Annotated in this window: 33 protein-coding genes; 16 read left to right on the top strand and 17 right to left on the bottom strand. The window is 73.2% G+C overall.

Going from position 1 to position 26875, the window contains the following annotated elements; genetic code table 11:
• Positions 1-138 precede the first annotated feature (138 nt).
• Both RNC47_RS25690 and RNC47_RS25695 read right to left on the bottom strand, forming a co-directional pair.
• Positions 139-1095 carry an LCP family protein gene (locus tag RNC47_RS25690; RefSeq protein ID WP_311601973.1) on the bottom strand — a complete coding sequence of 319 codons (957 nt, stop codon included), beginning with the start codon at positions 1093-1095 and terminating at the stop codon, positions 139-141.
• A 39-nt stretch (positions 1096-1134) separates the two neighbouring features.
• Positions 1135-1887, bottom strand: coding sequence for a TIGR03089 family protein (locus tag RNC47_RS25695; protein WP_311601975.1), 753 nt, complete (start codon positions 1885-1887; stop codon positions 1135-1137).
• A gap of 139 nt (positions 1888-2026) precedes the next feature.
• Here RNC47_RS25695 and RNC47_RS25700 point away from each other — a divergent pair, with 139 nt between their 5' ends.
• The gene (locus RNC47_RS25700) at positions 2027-3328 is read left to right on the top strand and encodes a peptidoglycan recognition protein family protein (protein ID WP_311601976.1); all 1302 of its coding nucleotides are present in this window, start codon (positions 2027-2029) and stop codon (positions 3326-3328) included.
• Between the two features lie 97 nt (positions 3329-3425).
• Positions 3426-4283 carry a DNA-3-methyladenine glycosylase family protein gene (locus RNC47_RS25705; protein WP_311602028.1) on the top strand — a complete coding sequence of 286 codons (858 nt, stop codon included), beginning with the start codon at positions 3426-3428 and terminating at the stop codon, positions 4281-4283.
• A 31-nt stretch (positions 4284-4314) separates the two neighbouring features.
• Here RNC47_RS25705 and RNC47_RS25710 read toward each other — a convergent pair whose 3' ends face one another.
• Positions 4315-4830 (bottom strand): acyl-CoA thioesterase, encoded by a 516-nt coding sequence (locus RNC47_RS25710; protein ID WP_311601977.1) that lies wholly within the window; start codon positions 4828-4830, stop codon positions 4315-4317.
• Between the two features lie 116 nt (positions 4831-4946).
• Between RNC47_RS25710 and RNC47_RS25715 the strand changes: the two genes are divergently transcribed.
• Entirely contained in the window at positions 4947-6218 is a 1272-nt protein-coding gene (locus tag RNC47_RS25715; protein WP_311601978.1) for an LCP family protein, read from the top strand.
• On the opposite strand, the gene def is transcribed toward RNC47_RS25715, so the two are convergent.
• Positions 6199-6891 carry a peptide deformylase gene (gene def / locus RNC47_RS25720; RefSeq protein ID WP_311601979.1) on the bottom strand — a complete coding sequence of 231 codons (693 nt, stop codon included), beginning with the start codon at positions 6889-6891 and terminating at the stop codon, positions 6199-6201. The two genes, RNC47_RS25715 and def, sit on opposite strands and share 20 nt — an antisense overlap.
• A 78-nt stretch (positions 6892-6969) precedes the next feature.
• Between def and RNC47_RS25725 the strand changes: the two genes are divergently transcribed.
• Together RNC47_RS25725 and RNC47_RS25730 are read left to right on the top strand one after the other, a co-directional pair.
• Entirely contained in the window at positions 6970-7500 is a 531-nt protein-coding gene (locus RNC47_RS25725) for a winged helix-turn-helix domain-containing protein (protein ID WP_311601981.1), read from the top strand.
• 13 nt (positions 7501-7513) lie between these two features.
• Complete coding sequence (locus RNC47_RS25730) at positions 7514-7738, top strand: DUF6011 domain-containing protein (RefSeq protein WP_311601982.1); 225 nt, start codon at positions 7514-7516, stop codon at positions 7736-7738.
• Between the two features lie 38 nt (positions 7739-7776).
• Here the strand turns inward: RNC47_RS25730 and RNC47_RS25735 are convergent, their stop codons facing one another.
• Positions 7777-8157: a winged helix-turn-helix transcriptional regulator gene (locus RNC47_RS25735; RefSeq protein WP_311601984.1), complete on the bottom strand. Its 381-nt coding sequence runs from the start codon at positions 8155-8157 to the stop codon at positions 7777-7779.
• Positions 8158-8257: 100 nt separating this feature from the next.
• Here RNC47_RS25735 and RNC47_RS25740 point away from each other — a divergent pair, with 100 nt between their 5' ends.
• The gene (locus tag RNC47_RS25740) at positions 8258-8665 is read left to right on the top strand and encodes a RidA family protein (protein ID WP_311601986.1); all 408 of its coding nucleotides are present in this window, start codon (positions 8258-8260) and stop codon (positions 8663-8665) included.
• A gap of 5 nt (positions 8666-8670) precedes the next feature.
• Here RNC47_RS25740 and RNC47_RS25745 read toward each other — a convergent pair whose 3' ends face one another.
• From RNC47_RS25745 to RNC47_RS25760, 4 genes are read right to left on the bottom strand one after another with little or no spacing between them, the layout of a single operon-like run.
• Positions 8671-9111 carry a nuclear transport factor 2 family protein gene (locus tag RNC47_RS25745; protein WP_311601987.1) on the bottom strand — a complete coding sequence of 147 codons (441 nt, stop codon included), beginning with the start codon at positions 9109-9111 and terminating at the stop codon, positions 8671-8673.
• Between the two features lie 10 nt (positions 9112-9121).
• Complete coding sequence (locus RNC47_RS25750) at positions 9122-9808, bottom strand: hypothetical protein (RefSeq protein ID WP_311601989.1); 687 nt, start codon at positions 9806-9808, stop codon at positions 9122-9124.
• 16 nt (positions 9809-9824) lie between these two features.
• Positions 9825-10688 carry an LppU/SCO3897 family protein gene (locus tag RNC47_RS25755; protein WP_311601990.1) on the bottom strand — a complete coding sequence of 288 codons (864 nt, stop codon included), beginning with the start codon at positions 10686-10688 and terminating at the stop codon, positions 9825-9827.
• Between the two features lie 35 nt (positions 10689-10723).
• A complete protein-coding gene (locus tag RNC47_RS25760; protein ID WP_311601992.1) occupies positions 10724-11137 on the bottom strand; it encodes an ATP-binding protein in 414 nt (137 codons plus the stop codon).
• 186 nt (positions 11138-11323) lie between these two features.
• On the opposite strand from RNC47_RS25760, the gene RNC47_RS25765 reads away from it, so the two are divergent.
• The 3 genes from RNC47_RS25765 (at position 11324) to RNC47_RS25775 (ending at position 12858) form a co-directional block, all read left to right on the top strand.
• Positions 11324-12175: a helix-turn-helix domain-containing protein gene (locus RNC47_RS25765; protein WP_311601994.1), complete on the top strand. Its 852-nt coding sequence runs from the start codon at positions 11324-11326 to the stop codon at positions 12173-12175.
• Between the two features lie 10 nt (positions 12176-12185).
• On the top strand, positions 12186-12377 hold the full coding sequence (locus RNC47_RS25770; RefSeq protein WP_311601996.1) for a DUF397 domain-containing protein: 192 nt from the start codon (positions 12186-12188) through the stop codon (positions 12375-12377).
• Positions 12378-12612: 235 nt separating this feature from the next.
• On the top strand, positions 12613-12858 hold the full coding sequence (locus tag RNC47_RS25775) for a DUF7848 domain-containing protein (RefSeq protein ID WP_311601997.1): 246 nt from the start codon (positions 12613-12615) through the stop codon (positions 12856-12858).
• On the opposite strand, the gene RNC47_RS25780 is transcribed toward RNC47_RS25775, so the two are convergent.
• The 3 genes from RNC47_RS25780 to RNC47_RS25790 form a co-directional block, all read right to left on the bottom strand.
• The gene (locus tag RNC47_RS25780; RefSeq protein ID WP_311601998.1) at positions 12855-13358 is read right to left on the bottom strand and encodes a hypothetical protein; all 504 of its coding nucleotides are present in this window, start codon (positions 13356-13358) and stop codon (positions 12855-12857) included. The two genes, RNC47_RS25775 and RNC47_RS25780, sit on opposite strands and share 4 nt — an antisense overlap.
• A 128-nt stretch (positions 13359-13486) precedes the next feature.
• Positions 13487-13915, bottom strand: a complete 429-nt coding sequence (locus RNC47_RS25785; protein ID WP_311602001.1) for a pyridoxamine 5'-phosphate oxidase family protein — start codon at positions 13913-13915, stop codon at positions 13487-13489.
• Between the two features lie 124 nt (positions 13916-14039).
• Positions 14040-14705 carry a maltokinase N-terminal cap-like domain-containing protein gene (locus RNC47_RS25790; RefSeq protein ID WP_311602003.1) on the bottom strand — a complete coding sequence of 222 codons (666 nt, stop codon included), beginning with the start codon at positions 14703-14705 and terminating at the stop codon, positions 14040-14042.
• A 40-nt stretch (positions 14706-14745) separates the two neighbouring features.
• Between RNC47_RS25790 and RNC47_RS25795 the strand changes: the two genes are divergently transcribed.
• Together RNC47_RS25795 and RNC47_RS25800 are read left to right on the top strand one after the other, a co-directional pair.
• Entirely contained in the window at positions 14746-15627 is an 882-nt protein-coding gene (locus RNC47_RS25795) for an AraC family transcriptional regulator (protein ID WP_311602005.1), read from the top strand.
• A gap of 60 nt (positions 15628-15687) precedes the next feature.
• Entirely contained in the window at positions 15688-16143 is a 456-nt protein-coding gene (locus RNC47_RS25800; RefSeq protein WP_311602006.1) for an SRPBCC family protein, read from the top strand.
• Positions 16144-16269: 126 nt separating this feature from the next.
• Here RNC47_RS25800 and RNC47_RS25805 read toward each other — a convergent pair whose 3' ends face one another.
• Positions 16270-16776: a DUF6624 domain-containing protein gene (locus RNC47_RS25805; RefSeq protein ID WP_311602010.1), complete on the bottom strand. Its 507-nt coding sequence runs from the start codon at positions 16774-16776 to the stop codon at positions 16270-16272.
• 219 nt (positions 16777-16995) lie between these two features.
• Here RNC47_RS25805 and RNC47_RS25810 point away from each other — a divergent pair, with 219 nt between their 5' ends.
• The 3 genes from RNC47_RS25810 to RNC47_RS25820 are packed head-to-tail and all read left to right on the top strand — an operon-like array spanning position 16996 to position 21716.
• Positions 16996-19005 (top strand): DUF6531 domain-containing protein, encoded by a 2010-nt coding sequence (locus tag RNC47_RS25810; protein WP_311602011.1) that lies wholly within the window; start codon positions 16996-16998, stop codon positions 19003-19005.
• Positions 18986-21412 carry an RHS repeat-associated core domain-containing protein gene (locus tag RNC47_RS25815; protein WP_311602012.1) on the top strand — a complete coding sequence of 809 codons (2427 nt, stop codon included), beginning with the start codon at positions 18986-18988 and terminating at the stop codon, positions 21410-21412. The genes RNC47_RS25810 and RNC47_RS25815 overlap by 20 nt, the downstream gene beginning before the upstream one ends.
• Positions 21413-21458: 46 nt before the next feature.
• Entirely contained in the window at positions 21459-21716 is a 258-nt protein-coding gene (locus tag RNC47_RS25820; RefSeq protein WP_311602013.1) for a DNA-binding protein, read from the top strand.
• A gap of 260 nt (positions 21717-21976) precedes the next feature.
• Here RNC47_RS25820 and RNC47_RS25825 read toward each other — a convergent pair whose 3' ends face one another.
• Complete coding sequence (locus tag RNC47_RS25825; RefSeq protein WP_311602015.1) at positions 21977-22591, bottom strand: helix-turn-helix domain-containing protein; 615 nt, start codon at positions 22589-22591, stop codon at positions 21977-21979.
• Between the two features lie 110 nt (positions 22592-22701).
• On the opposite strand from RNC47_RS25825, the gene RNC47_RS25830 reads away from it, so the two are divergent.
• Positions 22702-23346, top strand: a complete 645-nt coding sequence (locus tag RNC47_RS25830) for an FMN-dependent NADH-azoreductase (protein WP_311602016.1) — start codon at positions 22702-22704, stop codon at positions 23344-23346.
• An 18-nt stretch (positions 23347-23364) separates the two neighbouring features.
• On the opposite strand, the gene RNC47_RS25835 is transcribed toward RNC47_RS25830, so the two are convergent.
• A complete protein-coding gene (locus RNC47_RS25835) occupies positions 23365-24819 on the bottom strand; it encodes an aminotransferase-like domain-containing protein (protein WP_311602017.1) in 1455 nt (484 codons plus the stop codon).
• A gap of 100 nt (positions 24820-24919) precedes the next feature.
• Between RNC47_RS25835 and RNC47_RS25840 the strand changes: the two genes are divergently transcribed.
• Positions 24920-25270: a cupin domain-containing protein gene (locus RNC47_RS25840; RefSeq protein WP_311602019.1), complete on the top strand. Its 351-nt coding sequence runs from the start codon at positions 24920-24922 to the stop codon at positions 25268-25270.
• A 33-nt stretch (positions 25271-25303) separates the two neighbouring features.
• Here RNC47_RS25840 and RNC47_RS25845 read toward each other — a convergent pair whose 3' ends face one another.
• Together RNC47_RS25845 and RNC47_RS25850 are read right to left on the bottom strand one after the other, a co-directional pair.
• Positions 25304-25714: a hypothetical protein gene (locus tag RNC47_RS25845; RefSeq protein ID WP_311602020.1), complete on the bottom strand. Its 411-nt coding sequence runs from the start codon at positions 25712-25714 to the stop codon at positions 25304-25306.
• A 137-nt stretch (positions 25715-25851) separates the two neighbouring features.
• Positions 25852-26508, bottom strand: a complete 657-nt coding sequence (locus tag RNC47_RS25850) for a GNAT family N-acetyltransferase (RefSeq protein WP_311602022.1) — start codon at positions 26506-26508, stop codon at positions 25852-25854.
• Between the last annotated feature and the right edge of the window lie 367 nt (positions 26509-26875).

A 26875-nucleotide genomic window follows, 5' to 3' on the forward strand; every position in this document is an offset into this window, starting at 1 on the left:
TGTGCCTGCTCAAGGATCAGACGGCACACACTAGCCCCCAGGTTCCGTGGGTAGCGATGACGGTGACGCATTCCACCCGCGCCAGCGACGCCAAACCTCCTGCTACTCCCCCTTTCTGCGGTTTTATCGCCTTGCTCTTTACTCGCACATGGTGTTCGCCGCGGCGTCGCCCGAGGTCACAAGCGGCGGTCCGCCGTCCTCCTTCGACACCGGCCGGTCCTCGCGCAGCCGCGCGAACAGGGCGTCGGCCTCGGCCTCGGCGAGGGTCGAGGGATCGCTCGTTTCCGTGGGAACGGTGAGGAAGCGCAGCTCGTCGCGGGGGACGGCGCGGACCTCGCGCATCAGGTCGTAGAGCTCGCGGAGGGAGTTGAGCTCCGTGTCGGATGTGATGGATGAGGTGAGGTCGTCAAGCAGTGGCAAAAGTTTGGCGGGGTTGAGCAGCAGCCCGCTGCTGGCGATCTTTCTGGCCAGCGCGTCCAGGGTGCAGGGCTCGACTCCGCCGACGGCGTCGGCGAGCTGGCCGAGCACCACGTAGTCGACGATCAGGTGGTGGTCGACCCGGATGCCGGAGACCCCCTCCAGGGTGCGGATGAGGCAGGCGGCGCCGCCGGAGGCGTAGGCGGCGTCGAGGGTGGCGCGGCGGGCGGCCAGGCCGGTGCCGTCGACGCCGGTGCAGCGCGGCACGTCGACGGCGAGCGCGCGGGGCAGGGCGACGGCGGTGGCGCTGCGCCGGTCGCCGGCCAGATGGAAGAGGAGGACGGTGTCCGGGCTGCGTTCGCCGACGCCGATCACCAGGATGTTCTTCGCCTCGCCCGGGGTGCGGGCCGGGCGCTCGGCGCGGTGCCGCTCCAGTTCGTCGGCGGTGGTGACGTCGGTGACGATGTTGCCGTCCAGGCCGCGCAGGTAGCACCAGCCGGCGGTGGCCGAGCCGAGCACCACCAGCGCCAGCGCCGCGGCGACCCAGCGCAACCTGACGCGGCGCCAGGACCGGCGCCACCACCGGCGGCGCCGACCGGCGGGCGGCACCCGGGAGGCGGACTCGGGCTCCGCGGCGCGGTCCGGCGCGTGGTAGGCGGGCTGTCTCGGCACCCTCATGGTGTCGATCCTGGGGGCGCCGGAGCGCCCCGGCCACCGTCAGTCGGCGAAGTGGGTGACGCGCTCACTCTCCCGGCGCGCGGCGAGCGCCCCGGCGTCGAGCCGGTCGGCGTTCCGGCACAGCACCACGGAGCCGCCGGCGGCGAGCGGCGCGTAGAGGCCGGCCGAGAGCCCGGCCCAGCTGTCGTAGCCGGCCAGCGACATCAGCCGGGCGCCGGGCCCGAGGCCGCGCTCGGCCGCGTCGGCGCGGGCGGCGGCGAGCAGCTCGCCGCCGGTGAGGGCGCGGCCGGCCACCACGAGGGCGGGGTCGTCGGGCCCCGGCGGGTCGTAGGCGGCGAAGGTGTCGGGGTGGGCCGGGACCTCGACGGCGTAGTCGGCGAAGCCGGCCGGCGGCTGTGGGAAGCGGCCGCCGAGCGGGCGCAGCGCCAGCGCGATCCGCTCGCCCGTGCAGGCGCGGGCCTCCTCCAGCCGGTCGGGGCCGGCGACCACCAGGTCGGCCTCGGCCGGGTCGCCGTCCATCTCGACGACGACGCCGGTGGCGGCGGCGGCCAGCAGCCAGACGGCGGTCTGCCAGTGGGCGGGCAGCAGCAGGGCGAGCCGCTCGCCGCGCGCCATGCCGAGCTGGTCCTGGAGCAGGCCGCCGGTCTTGGCCACCCAGTTGGCGAGGGTGGCGGCCGACAGCTCGACGCGCTCCCCCGTGGCGTCGTCGTAGTAGGTGAGCAGCGGCCGGCCCGGGTCGGCGGCGAGGGCGGAACGCAGCAGGTCGGCGGGGGTGCGGTCGGCAGTGTTCACGCCGCCAGGGTAGCCCCGGGGCGGGGCGCCGCGGCGGGCGGTGGCGGCGGTCGCGAGGGGTGGGCGCGGGCACGCTTCGCGCTCATCCGATTACTCCATGAATGGACAGATCTGTCGGGGTATGCCCAAGATCGTTGCCATGCGTGCACTGCTTGCCTCCATCATCGGAACCGCCTGCTCGGCCGCCCTGCTCACCGCGCCCGCCCTCGCCACCGGACAGCCGTCCACCGCCCCGGCGCCGCCGCCGGCCGGCGGCCGCCAGTCGCTCGCCCTGGAGCCGCTGGCCGCGATCGGCCCCGCCCGGCCGCCGGAGGCCCGCCCGAAACCCGAGGGCGGCGGCGTCGAGCGGCCCGAGCGGCCCGAGCGGCCTGAGCAACCTGAGCAGCCGCCCATCCAGGGCCTGCCGGCCACCGGCACCGAACCGTTCTCGCTGCTCGGCGTGGTCTGGACGGACCCCACGGCCCCGCTGAACGGCGAGGTGCGGGTGCGCACCAGGGACGCCGACACCGGCGACTGGTCCGAGTGGCGGCGGCTCGCCGTCGGACCGGACCACGCCCCCGACCCCGACTCGGCCGAGGCGACCGGCGGCACGCTGCGGGGCGGCACCGCGCCGCTGTGGGTCGGCCCGTCGGACGGCGTCCAGGTCCGGGTCCTGCCGGCCGCCGCCGGCGACGACGAGGCGCCGGCCGACGAGCTGCCCGCCGGGCTGCGCCTCGAACTGGTCGACCCGGGCACCGACGATGCCTCGGGCGCCGACGACGCCGAGGACGTCCCCGGCTCCGGGGCCAGGCTCAGGGCCGAGGACCTGACGCCGCGCGCCGCCACCGCCGCCGGCGCCCACGAGGCGGCGCGACCGCCGATCGTGACGCGCGCCGGCTGGGGCGCCGACGAGAGCCTGCGGGAGAGCGGCTACGTCTACACGGACACCGTCACGACCGTCTTCGTGCACCACACGGGCGGCGGCAACGACTACTCCTGCTCCGAGGCCCCCTCCCTCATCCGGGGCATCTACCGCTATCACGTGGAGAGTCAGGGCTGGCGGGACGTCGGCTACAACTTCTTCGTCGACAAGTGCGGCACCGTCTACGAGGGCCGCGCCGGCGGCGTCGCCGAGCCCGTGCAGGGCGCCCACACCCTCGGCTTCAACCACAACAGCACGGGCGTGGCCGTCCTCGGCACCTACAGCGACACCGGGGTGAGCGCCGAGGCCCGCGACGCGCTCTCCCGGCTGGTCGCCTGGAAGCTCGGCCTGCACGACGGCGACCCGAGCGGCGCCAGCAACCGCACGAGCAGCGGCGGCCAGTGGCCGTCCGGAACCACCGTCAAGCTCGACAACGTGTCGGGGCACCAGGACGCCTACGCCACGGACTGCCCCGGCGCCAAGCTCTACGACCAGCTCCCCACCATCCGCTCGGCGGCCGCGGAACTCCAGGGTCGGTAGCCGGACGGCGGGCCGGCGGGGCACGTCGCGTAGCCTGCCGGTCGTGCCGCACCGTGACTGGACCCCGCAGGGCCCGTACGACCCGCGCCGCAGTCTGATGGTGCTGCGGCGCGGTCCCTACGACCCGGCGTTCCAAGCCGCCGCCGACGGCACGCTGTGGCGCGCCAGCCGCACCCCGCTCGGCCCGGCCACCCTGCGGCTGGCCCAGGGGGCGGGCGGCGCCCTCGCCGCCACCGCCTGGGGCCCCGGCGCCGACTGGGCGCTCGACACGCTGCCCGCGCTGCTCGGCGCGGACGACGACCCCGCCGCGTTCGTCGCCCACCACCCGCTGGTCGCGGAGTCGCTGCGCCGCCACCGCGGGCTGCGGCTCGTTCGCACCGGCCTGGTGCTGGAGTCGTTGATCCCCTCGATCCTCGAACAGCGGGTCACCACCGAGGAGGCCTACCGCGCCTGGCGGCTGCTGCTGCGCCGCTTCGGCGAGCCGGCCCCCGGCCCTGGCGGCGAGCTGGGCCTCTGTGTGCCGCCCGAGCCGCGGACCTGGGTGCTGCTGCCGTCCTGGGAGTGGCACCTGGCCGGGGTGGACGGCAAGCGCTCGGCGGCCGTGGTGCGCGCCGCGCGGGTGGCGCGCCGGATGGAGGAGGCGGCCGCGATGCCGCTGCCCGAGGCGCTGGCCCGGCTCCAGGCCGTGCCCGGCATCGGCCCGTGGACGGCGGCGGAGACGCTGCAGCGCAGCAACGGCGCCCCGGACGCCGTCACCGTCGGCGACCTGCACCTGCCCGGCGTCGTCGGCCACGCGCTGGCCGGCGAGCGGGACGCGGACGACGAGCGGATGCTGGAGCTGCTCGCCCCCTACGCGGGCCAGCGGTACCGCGCCACCCGCCTGATCCTGCTCGCCGGCGTCGTCCCGCCGCGCCGCGCCCCGCGCCAGCGGCACGCCCGCATCGCCCGACTCTGACCGGCTCTGACCGGCGGCCAGGGCCCTTCTCCTACGGCCGCTCCCGCGCCCGGTCGCGGAGCTCCTGGATCTCCCGGCGCCGCGCCAGCCGGTGGGTGCGGCGGATCTGCGCCTCCTGGTAGCGGCCGCGGTCGCGGTCGTTCTCCGGGATCACCGGCGGCACCGGGCGCGGCTTGCCGTTCTCGTCGACGGCCGTGAACACCAGGTAGGCGGTGGCGACCCGGCTCGCGGGCCGCGACTCGTTCCACCGCTCGGCGAGCACCTTCACGCCGATCTCCATCGAGGTGCGTCCTGTCCAGTTGACCTGGGCGTGCACGTGGACCAGGTCGCCCACCCTGACCGGTTCGAGGAAGACCATCTCGTCCATCGAGGCCGTGACGGCGGGCCCGCCCGAGTGCCGCCCCGCGACGGCGCCGGCGGCGTCGTCCACCAGCTTCATGATCACGCCGCCGTGCACGGTGCCGAGCAGGTTGACGTCGTTCGGCGACATGATGTGGGAGAGCGTGGTGCGCGAGGCCGCGGTGGGCTTCCCGGGGAGATCGGTCATCTTCTCAGACTAGACAGCACCGGCGCGGACACCCAGGGCGACCATTTGTGTCAGGTCAGCCACAGTCCGCACCCCACCTCCCGCGGGTCGTCTTCACCCAGGCACACTGCTGTGTTATGAGCGACTGGCCCGACGGATGGACCGACGACGACCAGAACCGGAACCGGCGCCCCACGCCCGAGGGCGCGCGGGTCATGCCGCACGTCCAGAGACCCCCGCGCCAGCGCTCACCCGAACACGACGCGTACCAGCCGGCGGGCCCCGGGCCCGCCCAGGGCCCCGGCTACGCCGGCGGGCACGACCCGGGCTACGACTCGGGATACAACGAGGGCCAGATCTACCGGGGCGCCGGCCGTCAGGGCCCCCCGCCCCCGCCGCCGGGCGACGACTACGGTTCGCGCCCGCCGGGCCGCCCCCGCTGGGGCCGCCGCATCGGCTACACGGCGCTCGCCCTGGTGCTGGCGCTGGTGACGGTCGCCACCGCCACCTACTTCTGGGCGGACGGCAAGCTCCGCCGCGAGGTCGACCTCTCGGTGGTCGAGGACCGCCCGGCCGCCGGCGAGGGCACCAACTACCTGATCGTCGGCTCCGACAGCCGCGAGGGGCTCTCCGAGGAGCAGCAGCAGGACCTGCACACCGGCAGCGTGGAGGGCAAGCGCACCGACACGATGATGCTGCTGCACGTCGGCAGCAACGGCAGCACCATGGTCAGCCTGCCCCGTGACTCCTGGGTGACCATCCCCGAGTTCACCGGCTCCGAGTCCGGCAACCGCATCCCCGAGCAGCAGCAGAAGCTCAACGCCTCCTACGCCATCGAGGGGCCCTGGCTGCTGACCCGCACCATCGAGTACAACCTGGACATCCGCATCGACCACTACGTCGAGATCGGCTTCGCCGGCTTCGCCAACGTGGTGGACGCCCTCGGCGGCGTCGAGATGTGCCTGGACGAGGCGATACAGGACGAGAACTCCGGCGCGAACTTCGAGGCCGGCTGCCAGCAGATGAACGGCGCCGAGGCCCTGGCCTTCAACCGCCAGCGGTACCAGGAGGCCGAGGGCGACCTGGGCCGCACCCAGAACCAGCAGGAGTTCCTCGGCACCCTCGCCGACCAGGCCGCCTCGCCGGCCACGCTGCTCAACCCGTTCCGCCTCTTCCCGGTGGCCAACGCGTCGCTCGACTCGCTGATCGTCGACGAGGACATGTCGCTGTGGGACCTGCGCTCCATGTTCTGGGGCATGCGCGGCGCCAACCGGATGAACATCCCGATCGCCAACCCCGGGTTCCAGACCCCCGACGGGCAGTCGGCGGTGCAGTGGGACATGGAGCAGACCGAGGCGCTGATGAACCAGCTGCGCAACGACGAGGAGGTCACGGTCGGCCAGGAGTGACCGGCCGGCTCACCCCTTCTCCTTCTCCTTCTCCTTCTTCCCACTGCTTTCCACGCTGTTCGGCCCGGGCCGCGCGGCGGGCGATGACCTGGTCCCGCAGGGACCCCATCTCCCGCAGCGCGGCCTTCCGCTCGCGGGCCGCGAGCCGGTCCACGTAGAGCCGCCCGTTCAGGTGGTCGGTCTCGTGCTGGAGGCAGCGCGCGAAGTAGCCGCGGCCCTCGATCACCAGCGGCCGGCCCGCGATGTCGACGCCGCGCACGACGGCGTGGTCGGGGCGGGCCAGCGGCACATAGGGCCCGGGCACCGAGAGGCACCCCTCGGGCTCCTCGAGCAGGGTGCGCCGCTCGGCCGGGACCTCGTCCAGCACCGGGTTGGCGAGGTGCCCGACGTGCCGCACCCCCCACTCGTCCGTCATGTCCCAGACGAAGAGCCGCAGGTCGACGCCCACCTGGTTGGCGGCGAGCCCGGCGCCCTCGGCGACGTCGAGGGTGGCGAACATGTCGTCCACCAGCGTGGCCAGCTCGGGTGAGCCGAACTCCGTGACCTCGCGGCAGGGCCGGTGCAGCACCTCCTCGCCGATCACCGTGATCCGCCGCAGTGACCCGCGCGCCGCCTCGGGCGAGGGCGTGGGGTACGTGTCGACGGGCTGCCCCTGGACCAGCACGGCGGCCATGGCGACAACTCCTTCCTGGGCTCCGGGACTTGGCCCGGGACTTGACCCTGCGCTTTGCAAAGTACCAGACTTTGCAAAGTGACCGAAGAAGACGAGTCCCCCGCGGGCCCGGCCGACGCCTCCCTCGCGGCGCACCCCGTGCGGCGGGCGCTGCTCGACCTGCTGGCCGAGCTCGGCACCGTCACCTCGACCGAGGCGGCGCGCCGGCTCGGCCACAGCTCGGGCCTCTGCTCCTTCCACCTGCGGCAGCTCGCCAGGCACGGCCTGATCGAGGAGGCCCCGCACCCCGGCGGCGGCCGGGTCCGCCCATGGCGGCTGCGCGCCCCGGCGGAGCCGGCTGACGAGGACTTCGCGGTGCTGGCCAGGGGCCTGGAGGACGAGAGCTACCAGCGCTGGCTCGCCCACCGGGAGGCGGCGCCCGAGGAGTGGCGGCGGGACGAGGCGTTCTCCGCCGTGGTCCACCTCACGCCGGACGAGCTCGCCCGGCTCGGCGAGCAGATCCGCGCCCTCCTCGCGCCCTACGCCGACCGGCGCGGCCGGCCGGCGGCGGCCGCGCCGGTCGCCGCGATCGCCCGGCTCTTCCCGCTGGTCGCCCCGAAGGACGAGTGATAGACCGGTGCCCATGGAAGCGGTGGACCTGGAACTACCCGGCGTGGACGAGCCGTCGGCCGTGGCCGGCGAGGGCGGCCGGCCCCGCGTCACCTGCCGGCTCTGCGGCCGGCCGCTGCACGGCCGCGAGGCGCGGCTGTGGGGGCTCGGCCCGGACTGCCGCGCCAAGCTCGCCCTCCGCCAGGCGCCGCGCCCGCCGGAGCGCCCCGTCGAGCAGGACCCGCTGCCGGGGGTGTGAGCCGGTTCTCCTCCACCGACCGGCTGGCGCTGCCCTCGTCAGCCGCCGAAGCGGCGGCGGGCCTCGTCGATGTGGCCGAGGTAGCGGTGGGTCCAGTCGCACATCGCGTCGACCGTCTTCCGCAGCCCCCGGCCCGCCTCCGTCAGCCGGTAGTCGACCCGCGGCGGCACGGTGGGATACACGGTCCGCTCCACCAACCCGTTGCGCTCCAGCATGCGGAGGTTCTGGGTGAGCATCTTGTGGCTGACGCCCTCGACCTCGTTCCGCAGCTCGCTGAAGCGCAGCGTCCGCTCGCCGAGGGCCTCGATGATCAGCAGCGCCCACTTGTTGGCGACGTCCGAGAAGATCTCGCGCGCCAGCGAGTCGGCGCGCCGCAGGTCGGCGTCGTCGGCCGAGCCCGTGTACTGCTTGGTCACCATGCGGTTCCCCAGTCACCGAAAAGTGCGTTCTTCCATGTCAGCGGTCACTCTCCTACGGTTTCCCAGTAACCACAAGAGAGTGAAGGAAGAGGAGCGCGCCATGGCCATCACGCTGGTGAACCCGAAGGGACTGCCGGAGATCGACGTCTACCGGCAGGTGTCGATCGCGCGCGGATCGAGGCTGGTCTTCATCGCCGGGCAGGTGTCCTGGGACGCCGACGCGACGACCGTCGGCGAGGGCGACCTCGCCGCCCAGGTCGAGCGGTGCTACCTCAACGTGGGCACCGCCCTGGCCGGGATCGGGGCCTCCTTCGACGACGTGGCGAAGCTGACCGTGTACGTCGTCGACTGGACCCCGGACAAGATGCCGCTCTTCCTGGAGGGCCGGGCGCGGGCGGTCGCGAAGCTGGGTGTCGACCCGGTGCCGCCCGCCTCCCTCTTCGGGGTCGCGGCGCTGGACGTGCCCGAGCACCTGGTGGAGATCGAGGCCACCGCGGTCCTCGACTGAAAGGGCTACGCCTGGAAGGCCCGGGCGACGGCCAGGCTGTCCTCGTAGACGTGGTAGCGGGTGACCAGGCCGTCCTCGACGGTGAGGTGGAGGGCGAACCGGGAGCGGTAGGGGCGGCCCGTGGGCTTGGCCGTCAACCGGATCTCCCCGGTGACGACGGCGTCCGCGCCGTCCACCAGGATCCGCTCGATCACCGTGCCGGCCTCGCCCGGCACGTGGTGCTCGCCGAGCTGGCGGAAGTGGTCGGCGACCTCGGCCCGGGTGGAGCGGTCGCGGATCCACGGGGTGGCGGCCCGGCCGTGCTCCTCCGCCGGCCAGTCGAGCTTCCAGTCGACCGGCTCCGCGAACAGCTCGGCGATCCGCGCCGGGTCGCCCTCCCCCATCCGCCCCAGCAGTGCCCGCACGGTCTCGCGGGTGGCCTCACTCGTACTCCCGTTCGCGCTCATGGCGATCAGGCTACGCGGGGCGCCTGGTCTGCCCCAGCAGATAACCCGTGAACACCGCGGCGGCGGGCGCCAGGGCCACGAAGAGCCAGGTCAGCCCGTGCGCGTCGGTGGTCCAGCCGTCCCAGCAGTCGCCGAAGTCCTCGAAGAAGAACTCGAAGGCGCTCTTGGCCCCGTCCGTGCTCTCGGAGGCGAGGACGGCGGTGGCGAAGGTCTCCCCCACCAGCACCGCGCCCAGCGCGGCCACCCCGGCGAGCCAGTAGAACCCCTGCTGGCCCGGCGCGAACCTGCCGGCCGGCAGCCCGATCACGCCGCCGAGCAGCGCGGCGAGCCAGGTGAGTTGGGCGACGTCGGGGTCGGTGCCCTCGCGCATCGCCTCCTCGATCAGCGCGTCGAAGTCGACGACGGCGCCGGTGACGAAGCCGTAGACGAGGATCAACGCCAGGGTGGCGCCGAGCGTCAGGAAGACCGCGAGCCCCGGGTTGCCGCTGCGCGGCGCCGGCACCGGCCAGCCGCCCGGCGTGCCGGGCGCCGGGGCCGGCTGCGGGTAGCCGTAGCCGGGCTGGGGCCCCGGCTGGGGCGGTTGCGGGTAGCCGTAGCCCGGCTGCGGCGGTTGCGGCTGGGGCGGTTGCACCGGCTGCATCGCCGGCTGGGTCGGCTGGTACGGGTTGGGCTGCGGCCCCTGGTACGGATTGCTCACTGGATCTCCCCCGAACTCAGCGGTAGACCACGGCGCACAGCAGCACCGAGTCGTTGTCGAGCGTCCACCACCAGAAGTTGTCACCGGACGCCGAACGGCACTCCTCGCCATTGGTGTTGGCCGGCGCGGAGTAGACGGCGGTGACGTTGTAGAGCTGGCTGTAGGGCGGCACGATCTCCCCCTCGCAGTCCACCCAGCTCAGCAGGTTGGCGCTGCCGTCCGACATGCCGAGGAAGCACTGGCCTACGTCGAACTGGCGCGTCACGCAGAGGTAGATGTTCTGCACCTCGGTGCCGTAGGACGTGTAGCTGAAGTAGGACTGACCGGCCCCCGCCGGGCAGTCGACGGCGAACTCGCTGGTCCCCGAGACGTACAGCGCGGCGGACTCGTCGTCGCAGCTCACCACCTCGGGCACGTCGGAGGTCCAAGTGGTCTCGTCGGTCATCCAGTTGGCGAGGCAGTCGCCCTGGCTCACCGCGAGGAAGGCGTCGAGCGTCGGGTCGCTCGGCTGCTCGGGCGTGGGCTCCGTGGTGTCCAGACCACCGCCGCCGCTGCCGCTGTCGAGGCCGCCGCCGCTCGTGTCGTCCCCGAGGCCGGTGTCGTCCGGCATCTCGAAGTCCTCCAGGTCCTCGAGCCCGTCCGTGCCGCCCGCGCCGTCGAACGTCGGCAGGTCCGAAGGCCCCGCGGCGCTCGCCCCACCGCCACGGGCGTCCGCGCCGGTCGCGGCGGCCAGCCCGAACGAGGCGAGCACGGTCAGCACGATGACGCCGGCCCATATCCCGAACCGCTTACCGCTGTTGTCGACGGTGTTGCCCGGCCCACCACCAGGACCGGGCGCCGGGGGGTAACCCGCGCCCGGCCAGCCCTGCATGCCACTCATGTCGTTCCCCCGTGTGTCCTGAACAGGACAGCAGGCTAGCAACCCCCGCCGGACCGGAGTTCGAACCAGACCGTCTTCGCCTCCGGGCGCGGAGCGCCGTGGTAGGTCACGCCCCACGCGGCGGCGAGCATGTCGAGAAGGGCCAGGCCACGGCCGCTTTCGGCGTCGGGCTCAAGGCCGTTGACAGCCGGCCAACGGCGCGGCGCGGCGTCCTTCACGGCCACCCGAACCCGCGCCGAACCGATGTCGGTACGGATCGAGAGCCGCGCGACGGCGGTGTGTTGGTACACGTTCGTTACCGCCTCACTGACAAGTAGTCGCGCCGTCTCCACGAGCTCTCCGTGCCCGGCGAGGGTGAGCAGCTCGGCGACGTGGTTCCGCGCGAGCCGCGGGGTGTCCACGACGTTCGGCGCGGTGAGGTGGTAGGAGCGGGCGACGGCGGTGGTCATGGTTACGGATCCCTCCCAACGCGGTTGGGCGCGGAGCGGGTTCGCCCACTTACCCAACGTGAGACGGCGACGACCATACGTCACAGCGGAAGACATTTGCTACTCCGCCGGGAGCAGCTTTGAAAGATGCGGCCGGCATGGAAGAGTACGCAGCGCAAGCGCCTGGACACAGGGAGGGGAAACCGGATGCCACCCAGGTCAGCACCGACCGCACGACAGCGACGTCTCGGCGCGGAGCTGCGCAAGATGCGCGAACGCGCCGGCCTGAACGGCGGAGAGGCGGCGGCCTTACTGGACATGGACCGCACCCGCATCAGCAACACCGAGTCCGGTCGCTTCGGGGTGAGCGCGGAGCGCGTGCGGACCTTCGCGCGCGCCTACGCCTGTCCGGACAGGGAGTACGTGGACGCGCTGGCGACGATGGCCGACGAGCGCGTCAAGGGCTGGTGGGAGGAGTACCGCGGCACGCTCCCGCCCGGATGGCTCGACTTGGCGGAGCTCGAACACCATGCGAAGGCGCTGCGCTCCATGCAGGTCACCCACATCCCCGGGCTGTTGCAGACCGAGGAATATGCCAGGACCGTATTCGCCACGACCGTCCCCGAGTTGTCCCCGGTCGAACTTCGGCGCCGACTGTCGCATCGAATGAGACGCCGCGACATTCTGGACAGGGAAGACCCGCCGCACTGTACGTTCCTTGTCCACGAAGCGGCACTGAGGATGCAGTTCGGCGGCCGAAGGGTCACACAGGGGCAGCTCGAATACCTGGCGGACGCCTCGGAACGCGACAACGTCACCGTGCGTGTCGTGCCGTTTTCCGCAGGCGCATTCCCGATCTGGGGAATTTCCACCCTCTACGCGTCGGCCGCCGTATCGGCGCTGGACACGGTGCAACTCGACACCGGCTACGGCTCGGTGCTGCTGGACGCCGATGTCCACCTCAGGAATCATCGTGCCATCCTTGACCGTGTGCAAGAATTGTCGACCCAGCCCAAGGAGGCACGCGATCTCATTCTGCAGATCGCCCGCAGCATCTGAGAAGGCGGATATGTCCAAGACGCAATGGCAGAAGTCGTCTTATTCGACGGAACACGGGGATTGTGTCGAACTGGCCCGTAGCGACAACCTGTTCCGGATACGTGAAAGCGATGCGCCGCACGTGACGGTCGCGACGAATGGTTCACGACTCCGTGCGCTTCTCCACGAGATCAAGACGGGGCGGCTCGCCAGCCGCATCTGAAACCACCTCAGGATCTCCCCATCTCCGCCGCGACACACAGTTGCGACGCTCCGCTGCGCAGCAATACGGTTGCGCTCTGCCATCGCGCCGAGGTGGAGGGGAGCGCATCCATGAACGACACGCCAACAACCCCTGAGCCGGATGAAAGCACCGCCGATCGGCTGCGTGAACGGCTTCGTGAGGTCAACGCCCGGAGCGAGGCGAACCGTTTGAGCAGGAACGGCGGGGACCCCAAGTGACCCGCTCCGTCTACCGGTTCGAGGAGTGGATCGTCGCCCTCGACGACGAGCCCGACGCCGAGCCGACCGTCTTCGGCGCCCAGTGCGCCGTCTGCCTGAACGCCTCCGACGTCCTCGCCGACGAGGAACAGGTCGCGCACTGGGTGCGCGACCACGCCGGGCGGCACCCGTCCCACCACTCCTACCGGGAGCTGATCCAGCGGCCGTTGCGGGCGTGGATGCCCAACGCCGTGAATCCCTAGGCGCCTTCGGCCCACTTCCGGAGCAGCGCTTCGCGCTCCTCGCGGGGCGGGGTGTCGTCCGTCGCGTGGTCACGGCGCCACGCCAGCAGGTCACCGACGGTCGCGCCGCCGTCGACAAGTCGGCCGAGGAGGGTGCGGGAGAGTTCGTACTCGTCGGGCGTGTAGATCCCGCCGGTGATGGCCGAGACGACGCTCACCTCGACGGTGCCGTCGGCGGTCTCCACGTCCACCGTGTAGGCGAACGGGAGCTCGCCGTCGCCGGTCACCGCCGTGTACAGCGTGTCGAAGGCCATGGACACGAACCGGCGGGCGGCGGACCGCACCGGCACGTCACGGACCTCGATCCGCCGCACCTCGCCCCAGCTCCACGACGTGCCGTGGTCCTCGCCCAGGACTTCGACGCCATCCTCCGTCAGCCGAACCCCGGACGCCGTGCCGCCGGGCGCGGCGCCCAGGTACACGGAGTCCTCGGTGATCCAGAACAGGCCGACCACGGCCATGGGTGCCTCCAGCAACGGTGCCCGGTGGACGAACGACAGTACGTACGCCCGCGTGTCGGCAGGTGAGACGGCATGGGCGGCCGCGTGGTTGCCTGCCCCGCGCCCCCGGGGGCGGCAGTCCCCGGTGGTCAGTTGGTGTAGCGGCTCACGCTCTCCGGGTGGATGACGAGGCGCACCCAGTCGCCGGCCAGGATGTCGGTGAGTTCGGCGGCGCGGACCGGGTCGTCGAGGTCCCAGTAGCGGGCGGCCAGGCGGGTGCACAGCTCGTGTGCACCGTCGGATTCCACCGTCGTGCGGCCGGCGACCGCGATCCAGCGCTCGCGTTCGCCGACCGGGGCGGCGACGACGAGCGAGGCGCGGGGGTCGTGGCGCAGACGCCGGATCTTGGGCGAGTTCGGGGCCGTGAAGAGTTGGACGGTGCCCTCGGCGGTGGCCTCGAACCACACCGGTCGGGGCTGTGGCGGGGTCGGCCCCCCGGCCACGGAGAGGAACCCGTGCAGGGGGCGGCGGAGGAACTCGAGGTCCTGGGGGGTCAGCGAACCGGCGTCGGTGCTCATCAGGTCCTTCCGTCAGGCGAGGGGAATCGTTCCGAGAAGTCCGATGGAACACGGCCGCCTCGGACGAGGCCATAGGCGAGAGGCCGGATCACCTGTGTGTGCGTACGGGCCCGCGGCTCGTCGTTCAGCGGCTCGTCCCGGCCGACCGGCCGTCGGTGCGCAGGACGGCGAACAGTCCTCGGGCGCGTGGGCCGTCCGGTGTCCGCCAGGCGCCGGCGACATGGCCGGTGGCCCCCGACGGGGGCAGGACCCGGCCGTCCGGGGCGGGTCGCAGGGCGCGGTGCAGGCGGAGCGTCGTGTCGTGGGCCGCGCGCAGTTCGGTGCCGTCCCGGTCGTCGACGACGGCGGTGAACTCCGTGGGGACCGGGCCCGTGCCGGTGTGGGCCCGGGCGACCTCGCGGTCGGGGGTATCGCTGACGTTCTGGGCCTGCGCCTGGGCCCGCCCCTCGATCAGCGCCATCAACTGGCCGACGAGCACCGGGTCGTGGCAGCCGTCGTAGGCCCAGCGGCGGCCCAACACCCCGTGTTCCATGGTGCCGACGAGGGCGTCCTCCGCGCCGTCGAGCGGGGCACCGCGATAGCTGAGCGGCACCAGATACGCGGCCGAGGCGTCGGTGACCACCATGAACTCGATCCCGACCTCGCCCGCCGGGTCGTCCAGCCGAAAGCCGCCGGCCTTGGCCAACGTCGGTTCGCCCGCGCCGCCGTGGTACCAGGTGCGGGTGGGCAGCCAGGCGGCGAGGAGTTCCAGCTTGCTCGGCCTGAGTTCGGTGCGGTGGATGACGGCCATGCCGCACACCCTCTCATCTCGCCGACCGTAGGGTTGTGCCGTGTTCGACTCGTCCGACTTCGACCTGCGGCCGTACGCCGGTTTCGACATGGCGGGGGTCGTGCGGCGCACCTACTGCAGTTGGAGCGACGCGGGGTGGCGGTCGGTGCTGGTGCAGTGTTTCGCGCACGCGCCCGAGGCGGAGGCGTTGCCGCTGCCCGGGGTGGCCGATCTGCATCTCGTGCTCTGCACGGGCGGGGAGGCGGTGATGCGGACGACGCACGGCGGCGGCAGGGCGGCCAAGCGGCGTTGGGTGTCGGGGCGGTTGGAGCTCATGGTGCCGGGCCGGTCGAGCGTGCGGAGCTACCGCGCGGCGTCGGCGCTGCGCACCGTCCAGGTGCACGTGCCGCGGGCCGTGGTCGAGCGGACGGCGGCCGAACTGGGCGGACCGGGACCGGACTTCGAGGCGATGGCGGCGGGCCTCGGCGGCGGCGACGCGGTCGTCGAGCAGGTGGTGCGCGCGCTGCCGGGCGCCCGGGAGGCGGGAGACCTGTACGGGGAGTCCGCCGCGGCCTTCCTTGTGACGCACCTGTTGAGCCGGGGACGGGAGGGGCCCCGGCCCGGGGGCGAACACGCGGCGGTCCGCCGGGCCGTCGCGCTCATGCGGGAGCGGCTCGCCGACCCGCTGACGCTCGCCGAGCTCGCGGCCGAAGTCCGGTTGAGCGTCTACCACTTCATCCGCGTCTTCCGGGAGGCCACCGGCGAGACGCCGCACCGGTACCTGACCCGGCTGCGGATCGAGGAGGCACGGCGGCTGCTGGCCGGCACCGACCTCACCGTCCAGCGGGTCGCCGAGCGCTGCGGCTTCTCCACTCCCGGGAGCCTGTCCTCGGCGTTCCTGAAACACGTCGGCGTCCGGCCCTCGGCCTACCGCAAGATGTGACCGACAGGTCGGCAATCGGGCGCATGGCCGCGCCGGCGGCGGCGACCCTAGCGTGGCGGGATGCCACACAGCTACACCGTCACCGCACACTCCACCGCCGGCCGCGCCGTCGTGTTCGCCGCGCTCGTCCGCGCCGCGACCTGGCCGGTCTGGTCGCCGATCGACGCCGCCGAGATCGAGGGCGGCGGCGACCCGTCGGAGCCCCAACGGGGCGGCGACATCAGGGTGTTCCGTACCGGCCGGGCGATCTCCCGGGAGCCGGTCGTCGAACTGGTCGCCGACCGGCGGTTCGGCTACGAGAACAACGGCGGCCCGTTCCGGAGCTACCGGGGCACGGTCGAGCTGGCCGAGGCGTCGGACGGTGGCACCGACATCACCTGGTCGGCGGTCTTCGAGCCGAAGCTGCCGCTCTCCGGGCCGTTCTGGCGGTGGTACCTGACCCGCTTCATGCGGCGGATGGTCGAGGGCCTGGCCGCGTACGCCGGCGCGACGGCCGGTGACCAGGGCGGGACCTGACATTTCGGAGGGCTGTCGCGTCGTACCTGTGGACCGCCCCATCCCCCTGGAGCCCCACGACCTCACCATCGCGACCGGCGACGACGTCGCATTCGCGCACATACTGGCCGCCGCGCGCCCTCGGCGTCAGGCGATCGCGTACCTGGCCACGTACTCGGCGAAGGGTTCGATGCCGACCTCCGCACGCAGTTCGTCCACCCGCTCGGGCTCGGCGCAGGGCCACGGGACCGGCGCCCCGTCCCGCACGCCGGCGATCTGTGTGCCGTAGATCTGCTCGCGTCCCTCGTTGACCAGCGTGCGGTCCCGGAGGAACGCCAGGTCACGGGGGCTGGCCGAGCCCGCCGCGACCGCCTGCTCCAGCAGACGGAGGGCGCGGCGCTGGACGTCGAGTTGCCGGTCGGCGTGCTGGGCGATCAGCCAGGCAGCGCGGGCTGCCTCCTCACCGACCGTGTCTGCCGTCGGCCAGCCGTGCGCGTCCATGATCTCGCCGAGCCGGTCGCCGTGCCGCGCGGTCAGCCGGCGCCACGCCAACTGCTCGGCGGGGTCCTCGCTGTGCCCGCGGACCGCCAGCCGGTGATCGGCCGCGGCCATCTCCGTGAGTTCCGCGGCCAGTTCCGCGATGTCCTGTGCCACGCTCGACTCCTCCTCACCATGTGTGTCGGGTTCGACGTTCGCAACCCTAAACAGGCATAGAAGGGCAAGAAATCGTCCTGGCGAACGGTGACAGGGCGCTCCGGGCACTCGCATAATGGATCTACCCCGGAAACCGACGATCCGCGCAGCGCGTTGCCGGCCCACGCGGCCCCTCTGTAGCGTTCAAGCGCATTCTGGAACGGGGAACTTGGGGGAAACATGGCGCGCCCGTCCGACTGGTCACCGGTGGACATGGAGTCGGATCCGACACCTGGCGACCCGGACGAGGTGCGGACCCTCGCCGACTCACTGCAAACCTTCGCGGACGACGTCGGCGAGGCGCTCGGCCGCATCCGTGGCATGGCGGAGGACCGGGCGGTGATGGACTGGGCCGGTCTCTCGGCCGAGGCGTTCCGCAGCGAGTTCGACGGCGTGCCGGGCAATCTTCAGAAGCTCCAGACGTCGTACGACATGGCGGCCCAGGCCCTGCAGACGTACTGGCCGAAGCTGGAGACCGCGCAGGGCATGGCCGACCGTGCCCTGGACCGGGCGATCAGCGCACAGGCCGACCTCTCCACCGCCCAGGCCGCGTTGTCCGACGCGCAGGACTGGGTGTCCCGGGCCGGGGACGAGGCCGAGCGGATCGAGCGCGAGGGCGAGCGGGAGGGCGTCGAGCCGCCCTCGGAAGCGGAGGTCCGGGCCGCGACCCGGGACGCGAACGCCGCCCAGAGCGCGGCCAGTTCCGCCCAGTCCCGGGTCGACAGCGCCGAGGAGGCGCTGTCTGCGGCACGCCAACTTGCGCTGGACGCCAAGGAGATGCGGGAGGAGGCCGCCCGCACCTGTGCGTCCGAGATCGACGATGCGTCCGACGCCGGCATCCAGAACCGCTCCTGGTGGGAGGACGCGATCCACTGGGTGTCCGAGAACTGGGACACCATCGTCGAGATCTGCAAGGTCGTCGTCGCCGTCCTCGGCATCGTCGCCATGATCATCGGCGGGCCGATCGCCCTCGTGGTGCTGGCCGCCGCGCTCGTCGTCCTCGCCGACACCCTCTACGACTACGCCAACGGCCGCGCCTCCCTCTGGGACGTCGCCTTCGCCGCCCTCGACTGCATCCCCGGCATGAAGGGCCTCACCACCCTCGGCGGCCTCGCCCGAGGCGCACGCTCCCTCGGCTCCACCGGACTGCGCGGACTACGCCAGGGCGCGCTCGGCCTCGGCCGGCGCACCCGGGGCGAGGGCATCCCGTTGAACGGCCGGACCGCCTGCGGCGACCCGGTGGACGTCGCCACCGGCGAGCTGCTGATGTCCGCCGTCGACGTCGAACTCCCCGGCATACTGCCGCTGATCGTCGAGCGCCACCACATCTCCTCCTATCGGCACGGCGGTTGGTTCGGCACGTCGTGGGCCTCCACCCTCGACCAGCGCATCGTCCTCGACGAGTACGGCGCCCGGCTGCTGACCGCCGACGGCATGACGCTGCTCTACCCCAGGCCCATTCCGGGCCAGCCCGTCCTCCCCGTCGAGGGCCCTCGATGGACCCTGGAATGGGACGGCCAACCCGAAGCGCCCCTGAGCATCTGCCAGGGGGAGACAGGGGAGGTTCTCCACTTCGCCCCCACTCCGGGCCGTCCCGGCGGCGAGTTGCCCCTCATCGCGATCACCGACCGCAACGACAACCGCGTCCAACTCGCCTACGACGCGGAGGGTGCCCCCACCGACCTCCACCATTCCGGCGGCTACCACGTCGGAATCACCACCGAGAACGGCCGGATCACGGCACTGCGGCTGCTCAGCGACCCCGATCAGCCCACCCTCCTGTCGTACGGCTACGACGCCGCGGGCCTCCTTGCCGAGATCACCAACTCCTCCGGTCAACCCGTCAGGTTCTTCTACGACGACCAGTTCCGGATGTCTCGCTGGGAGGACCGAAACGGCTACTGGTACTCCTACGAGTACGACCCCGCGGGTCGCTGCGTCTTCACCACCGGCACCGACCGCGCCCTCGAGTACGGGTACGCCTACGACCCGGAGAACCATCGCACGGTCGTCACCGACTCCCTGGGGTCACGAGACGCTCTACCAGTTCAACGACAGCTTCCAACTGGTTTCCAGGACCGACCCGCTGGGCCACACCACCGGCCAGGAGTGGGACCGCTACGACCGCGCCCTGACCGTCACCGACGCACTCGGCCACACCACCCGCCACGTGTGGGACGAGGCCGGTGATCTCGGCCTGATCGTGCGTCCCGACGGCGGTGAGATCCGCGCCGAGTACAACGAACTGCACCTGCCGACCGAGGTGGTCAGGCCCGATGGCTCGGTGTGGCGCCAGGCCTATGACGCGGCCGGCAACCGGACGGTGCTGCTCGACCCGGCCGGTCAGCGCACCCACTACGTCTACGACGAACACGGCGCGGTCGTCGCACTGACCGACGCGCTGGGCCGGCGCACCGAGTTCCGCCGCAACGCGGCCGGCCTGCCGACCGCCGTGGTCGATCCGCTGGGCCAGGTCACCAGCTACGAGTACGACCCGATGGGCCGTGTCACGGCCGTCACGGACCCGTTGGGCGGCACGGTCCGGATGGAGTGGACGCGGGAGGGTCACCCGGCACGCAGCGTCGACGCGCTCGGGAACACCCGGAGTTGGGCCTGGGACGGTGAGGGCAACTGCCTCGCCCACACCGACGAGAACGGGAACACCACCCGCTTCGAGTACGGCCCCTTCGACCTGCCGAGCGCCCAGACGGATCCGGACGGCTCGCGTTTCGAACTCCACCGCGACACGGAACTCCGCCTGGTCACGGTGGTCAACGCGCTGGACAGGAGCTGGGACTACACCTACGACGCGGCCGGTCGGCTGGTCGGCGAGTCCGACTTCGACGGGCGCGTCGTCCACTACACGCTGGACGCCGTCGGACAGTTGGTCGGGCGCACCAACAGTCTGGGGCAGCGGGTCGGTTACGTGCGCGACCCGATGGGGCGCATCGTGGCCAAGACACTCGACGGCGCGGTCACCAGCTACGCCCACGACCCCGAGGGCCGGCTGACGCACGCGGCCGGCCCCGACAGCAGGCTCGAACGGCGGTGGGACGTCCTGGGCCGCCTGGTGTCGGAGACCATCGACGACCGCACCGTGACCCGGACCTTCGATCCCCTCGGGCGGGTGCTGACCCGCACCACCCCGTCAGGTCAGTCGAGCCGGTGGAGCTACGACGCCGCCGGCCGTCCCGAATCGCTGAGCAGCGGTGACCGGCTGCTGACCTTCCAACACGACGCCGTGGGGCGCGAGATCACGCGGCACGTCTCCGACTGTGTGACGCTGAGCCGCTCCTGGGACCTGGCCGGTCGGCTGACCGAACAGCGAACCGTCGGCCCCGACGCCACCGCCCACCACCGCACGACCTACCGGTACCGGCCCGACGCCTACCTGGTCGGTGCCCGCCGGGAGACGCGGGACGAGACCGCCGGGTTCTCCTACGCGCTGGACCCACTGGGCCGCATCACCGGCGTCGACGGCCCGGCCTGGTCCGAGCGGTACGCCTACGACGCGGCCGGCAACCAGGTCACGGGGACCTGGCCCGAGGAGGCCCCCTCCGACTCCCTCGGCGAGCGCGCCTACGACGGCTCCCGCGTCGCCCGGGCCGGACACACCCGCTACGAGTACGACGCCGCCGGCCGCGTGGTGCTGCGCCAACGCGCCAGGCTGTCGCGCAGGCCCGACACCTGGCGTTACGAGTGGGACGCCGAGGACCACCTGGTGGCGGTCACCACACCTGACGGTGCCCGCTGGGAGTACGCCTACGATCCGTTGGGTCGCCGGATCGAGAAGGAGCAGCGCCGCGAGGACGGGACGGTCTGTCAGCGGGTCGTCTTCTCCTGGCTCGAGGAGAGCCTCGTCGAACAGACGACCGCCGAGACGACGATGACGTGGGACTACCTGGGGCTCCACCCGGTCACCCAGACCGAGTCCCTCACCGACCACGAGGTCGATCGTCGTTTCTACGCCATCGTCACCGACCTCGTGGGCGGGCCGGTGGAGTTGGTCGGAGAGGGCGGTGTCACGGCGTGGCGGGCCAGGCGCACCGTCTGGGGTGTCGACGTGCCGGGCGGCGGGGGCGAGCGGCCGGCCACGCCGCTGCGTTTCCCCGGCCAGTACGCGGACGACGAGACCGGTTGGCACTACAGCCTGTTCCGGCACTACGACCCGCGCACCGCCCGGTTCACCTCCCCCGACCCCCTCGGCCTCGGTCCGGCGGCGAACCACTACACCTACCCGCACAACCCCCACACGTGGAGCGACCCCCTGGGCCTTGCTCCGCACGGACTCGACCCGTCCCTGATGGGGGAGTTCAACAAGCAGTCGAAGAAGTACGGGAAGGGCGGGTACCGGGAACTGGAGAACGGCCGCATCCGCTTCTACGGGCGGATCGCCGAGGCCCGCAACCCGGGTGAGATGGTGGGCCGCAGGATGGTCAGGGAGTGGGACCCGGCCACCGGAGCCAAACGGATCTGGCACGAGACCCTGGACCAACAGGGCAACGTGCGGATCGTCCGGCCGGATGTCAATGTCACGGGCGGGGAGAAGGTGCACTACACCTTCGACGTCGACGGAAACTTCACCGGCACGTTCTGAACACCGCGCGAAGGAACGGCCCGGGCTCGGGCGCTACCATCGACGGGTGACGGACCTGCGCGCCGAGATCGAACACCGACTGCGTCGACTGCTCACCGACCCCGAATCGGCGGGCGACACGGCCGACTGGGCGATGGCGACCATGGAGGGCGACGCCCCCGAGTTGGAGGACGAGACGGTCTGGAACGCACTGGACCGCCTGGGCGGCGCCGATCTCAAGACCGGAACCGGGACGTTCCTCCACGGTGAGGCGGACTTCAGGGCCTGGCTCACCGAGTTCCAGGACGGCGTCGCCCCTCGATAGCCGGCCGCCCGACGCCCCGCGCCTCCTCGTCGACGCCGGGTCGCGGCGTCACACCGCCAGCACGCGGGGGACCGGCCCGGGTCGTCGCCGCCGCCGTGGGCCCGCCAGGCCGTGGCCAGCCGGCGGACCGCCTCGGTCAGCACGTCGGTCGGGGCGGCGGGTGGCTGATCGCGCACGAGCACGTCTCGCTGCCGATCGCCCCGGGAACCCTGACGGCCTGGTTCCCGCCGGAGACGTGAGGCCGCCGCGCGCCCGGCCCGCTAGCGCGAGACGACGCGTTCGATCAGCGCCTGCCAGCTGTCGACGAGGGAGCGGCCGACCTCCGGTCCCGGGGGCGCGCTCAGCTCCGGCAGGTTCAGGTACAGCAGCGGCGGGCCCTCCAGGGCGGCGGTGAGCTGGAGCGCGAGGCCGTCCAGGCTGGGCGACTCGACGCGGGCCTCGCCGAGCAGCACGCGGAAGTGCAGCCGGGTCAAGCTCACCGCGTCGCTCGGGAAGCCCCCGTTCCTCGCCATCGCGGCCCGCGCGATGGCGAGGTGGTCCAGGAGGAAGGGCACGCGGGCGCGGCCGTAGGCGATCAGCCGCTGCGCCGGGTCGGCGCCGGGGCCGAGCGGCGGGGGGCCGGAGAGCACCTGTTCCTGGAAGCGCCGCTCGTCGTCGTCGAGCAGCGCCCGGAAGATCCCGGCCCGGGTGCCGAAGCGGCGGAAGACGGTGCCCTTGCCGAGGCCGGCGCGCTCGGCGAGGCCGTCCATCGTCACCTTCTCCACGCCGTGCTCCGCGATCATCGCGCGGGCCGTGCTCAGCAGGTGCTCGCGGTTGCGCGCGGCGTCGGCGCGCTCGCCGCGCGGCTTTCCCAGGGGCACGAGTGACCGGTCCACGAGGCTCAACCTACCCCCGGGAATGAAAGCGGGGTAAAGTCCGGTTATGCCGAACGTGCGGCCGTCCCGCGCCGCCACGGCCCCTTTCACCTGCGAGGAGACACCCGACCATGAACCTGTTCCGCCTCGACGCCAGCATCCTGCCCGGCACCTCCGCCAGCGCCGAGATCGCCGACGTCGCCGAGGCCGAGTGGCTCGCGGCGCACCCGGACGCCACGGTGACCCGCCGCCACCTCGGCGTCGACTCGCTGCCCGCCGACGCCTGGGCGGCCGCCACCGTCGGGGCCTTCGCCGCCGAGGCGGAGCGCACCCGGGAGCAGCGCGACGCCCTCGCCCTGGGCGGGACCCTGGCCCAGGAGCTCCAGGACGCGGACGCCGCGATCCTGGCCGTGCCGCTGTACAACTACGGCGTCTCGCAGCACTTCAAGACCTGGGTGGACCTCGTCATCGCGGGCGCCGGCGCCACCACCCCGGTGCTGAACGGCACCCCCACCGTGCTGGTCACCACCCTCGGCGGCGGCTACGGCCCCGGGACGCCGCGCGAGGGCTGGGACCACTCCACCCCGTACCTGGAGCGCGTGCTCGCCGACATCTGGCAGGCCGAGCTCACCGTCATCAAGCGGGAGCTCACCCTCGCCGCCGTCACCCCCGCCATGGCGGACCTGCGGGACCTCGCCGAGGAGGAGCGCGCCCGGGCGCTCGCCGCCGCCCGCGACGCCGGCCGGGCACTCGCCGGGAGCCTCACTCGAAACTGACGGGGCCACCGGGCCGCGTCACACGGCCAGCGCCCGCGGGGAGGGGGCGTCGTCCCCGTCGTCCCCGTCGCCGCCGTAGACCCGCCAGGCGGCGGCCAGCCGGCGGACCGCCTCGGTCAGCACGTCGGTCGGGGCGAAGGAGTGCAGGCGCAGCTGCCGCCGGCTGCCGCCGGAGGCGTCGAGGCCCGCGCCGGGGACCACGGCCACGCCGTGCCGCAGCGCCACCTGGGCGAAGGAGTCGCCGTCGCCGTGCGGCAACCGCACCCACAGCGTCTGGCCGCCGGTGGCGGGCGGGACCCGCCACCCGGGCAGCAGCCGCGCCAGCTCGGCCCGCAGATGGTCGTGCCGGTCGCGGCGCTCGGCGGCCAGCCGGGCGCAGTGCTCCTCGAGATCCGGCAGCAGTTCGGCGGCGGCGAGCTGCGCGGGCACGTTGCCGCCCAGGTCGTGGACGGCGCGGAGCCGGGCCAGTCGGTCGACGACCGGCCGGGCGGCGCGGATCCAGCCGATGCGCAGCCCGCCCCACACGCTCTTGCTCAGCGAGCCGACGGTGACGATCCCGGTCCCGGTCTCGGCGTAGGCGGCCAGCGGGGGTGGCGTCTCCTGGCCCGGGAAGGTCAGGTGGGCGAGGACCTCGTCGTCGACGAGCGGCACGTCGGCGGCGGCCGCGGCCCGCGCCAGTCGACGGCGGACGAGCGGCGGCAGGACCGCCCCGGTCGGGTTGTGGTGGGTGGACACCAGGTAGGCGAGGTCGGGCCGGCGGGCCGGGGCGGCGACCGCCGACTCGAAGCCGTCGAGGCCGATCGGCAGCGCCCGGACGTGCGCGGCCTGCTCACCGAACGCCTCCAGCGCGCCCGGGTAGGTGGGCGCCTCGACCAGCACCCGGCCACCCGGCTCCACGAAGGCGCGGGCCAGCAGCGAGAGCGCCTGCTGGCCGCCGTTGGTGATCACGATCTGCTCCGGCTCGGTCGGCAGGCCGCGCCGCGCGTAGTACTCGGCGACGGCACGCCGCAGCCGCGGGTGGCCGGTCGGGCGGTAGCCGATGTCGTCGGTGACGGTGGCCAGGTGGGGCAGCGCCCGCTGGTAGGCGGCCAGCAGCACCGGCGGGGGCGCGACGGGCGCGGCGCAGGCCAGCTGGATCACGTCGTCGTCGGGTTCGAGCAGGTGGAGGAAGACCGGCGCGCCGGTGGTCTCGCGCGGCCCGGGCCTGGCGGGCCCCGCCACCCGGGTGCCGCTGCCCTGACGGCGGACGATGCGGCCCTCGACGCGCAGGTGCTCGTAGGCGGCGACGACGGTGCCGCGCCCGACCGCGAGCGCGGCGGCCAGGGCACGGTCGGGCGGCAGGGCGGCGCCCGGCGGCAGCTCGCCCTCGTCGACGAGGCGCCGCAGCCGCGCGGCGAGCAGCAGGTGGAGCGGGCCGCGCCCCGAGGACCAGCGGCCCAGGCGGTCGGCCAGCTCGGCCGGGGTCAGGGGCATGGTCCGGATCCTCCGCGACGCTCGAATTGGCTCGGTTGACGAACCAATTCTGCGGCATTGGCCCTGGGCGGCGCTCCCGACGCGGGTGAGGATCGGGGTCATGACGACAGACATCACTCCCACCGGCACCGCCGCGCGCTCCGTGCCCGAGGCGATCGCCGCGCTCCCCGGCCCCTTCCAGCAGCACGAGCTGGCCCGGGTGAACGACACCACCGTGGTACGGCTGGCCCGGGTCGAGGGCGCGTTCCCCTGGCACCACCACGACGAGGACGAGATGTTCCTGTGCTGGGACGGCAGCCTCCGCATCGAGCTGGAGGGCCAGGACCCGGTCCCGCTGCGGGCCGGCGAACTGTTCGTCGTGCGGCGCGGCGTGCGGCACCGGCCGGTGGCGGAGGAGTACGCCCACGTCCTGCTGGTCGAGCACCCGGACACCAAGCAGTACGGAAGCTGACCCGGGGAACCGCCACGGCGGCCGGCCCGGCGCTCAGCCGATGCGCATGTCGCCGCCGGCCTGGTAGACGCGGGCGTTGCCGGAGGCGGTGGCGTGCTGGGTGATGGTCGGGGCGGCGGGCGGCCGCCCCGGCTCCTCGGTCAACTCCGCCAGCAGCGCCCGCAGTTCGCTCTCGAGTTCCGGGTGCGCGACCAGCAGCCGCCGGACCCGGCCGCGCCACTGGGCCACCAGCTCGCGCTCGGTCTCGGTGTCCTCGGGCCCCGCCGTGGCCAACTCGTCGCGGGTGGTCGACAGTTCGTCCCCCACGGCGTCGGCCCCCGTGGGGCGCGCCCGGCGCCAGAGGGCGACGAGGCCGTCCCTGGCCCGCTCCCACGCGTCGGTGGCCGCCAACGTCACGATCGTCGTCCCCGCCGAGCCGGCCAACGCGGCGATCTCCGGATCCACAGGCCCTCCCCCTTCGTGTGCGTCCTCTCAACTCCCTGCCACCGAACGGGGCTCGGGACACCTCACCACGCGTGCGGCAGCGGGGTGGGCCCCAGGTACGTAGCGGACCGCTGGCCCGGCTCCCCCGGCGCCCGTGGTCAGAGCCCGAAGAGCGGCCGGCACGGTTCGAGGCCGGTGACGGTGACGGGCGGCCGCTCGGCGGCGTCGGCCGTCCACTCGTCGCGGGTGAGGCGGTAGCGGTGCTCGGTGACGGCGACGTCCCGGACCACGTGGCGGGCGATGCCGTCCGGCCGGTAGCCGACCTTGCGGGAGACGGCCTGCGAGGTGGTGTTGTGGCTGAGCGCGCCGGAGACGACGTCGGTGGCGTCCAGGCCGGCGAAGGCCAGGTGGACGACGGCCTGCCGCATCTCGGTGCCGATGCCCTTGCCCTGGTGGGCCCGGCCGAGCCAGGAGCCGCTCTCGACCTGGCGGAGCGTGGCGTAGTTCTTCGCGGCGATGGACTGGACGCCGACCGGTCGGCCCTCGTGGAGGACGGCGAGTTCCAGCGCCCAGTTCTCCGGGACCCACTGGCCCGCCATCCGCCAGTGGTACTGGATGACGGAGCGGCCGCGCTCGGGCGGCGGCAGGTCGGTCCAGGGGAAGAGGAACGGCATCTCCTCGGGCGGGTGGACGCCCTCGCCGGCGAGTTCGGCCAGCTGGACCAGCTCGTCCGTGGTGGGCAGCCGCAGTTCGAGCCGGGGCGTGGTGACGCGGAGGCCGGCGAGCGGCCAGTAGTCGGTGAGGGCGGTGTGCATGCCACCGCATTGTGGGGTGGCGGAGGCGGCGTCGGCATCCGATTTCCGCGCCACGCGGTCGGCGCGCCCCGCGCGCGTCGCGGCCCCGCCCGCCCGGTGCGGGCTCGCCCGGGCGGCCCGGCCGGCGGCACCGGGGGACGCACGACCGGGCCCTTCCCGCGGCCTGCTGCGGGCTGGCGCCGCCGACCACAGCGCCTCGCCGCGGCGCGGTGCGGTGCGGCTCCGCGATGCCCGCCAAGCCCTAGATGAGTAAGTCCTAACGGCTGGTGGGGTGCATGAACGAGGTGAGGGTGTTCAAGATCCGGTTGTGTCGACCGACCTGAACACCCTCATCACGGCACTGTACGTGAAGATCGATGACGATCTG

The organism is Streptomyces millisiae (assembly GCF_031845425.1).
GTDB classification, from domain to species: Bacteria; Actinomycetota; Actinomycetes; order Streptomycetales; family Streptomycetaceae; genus Streptomyces; species Streptomyces millisiae.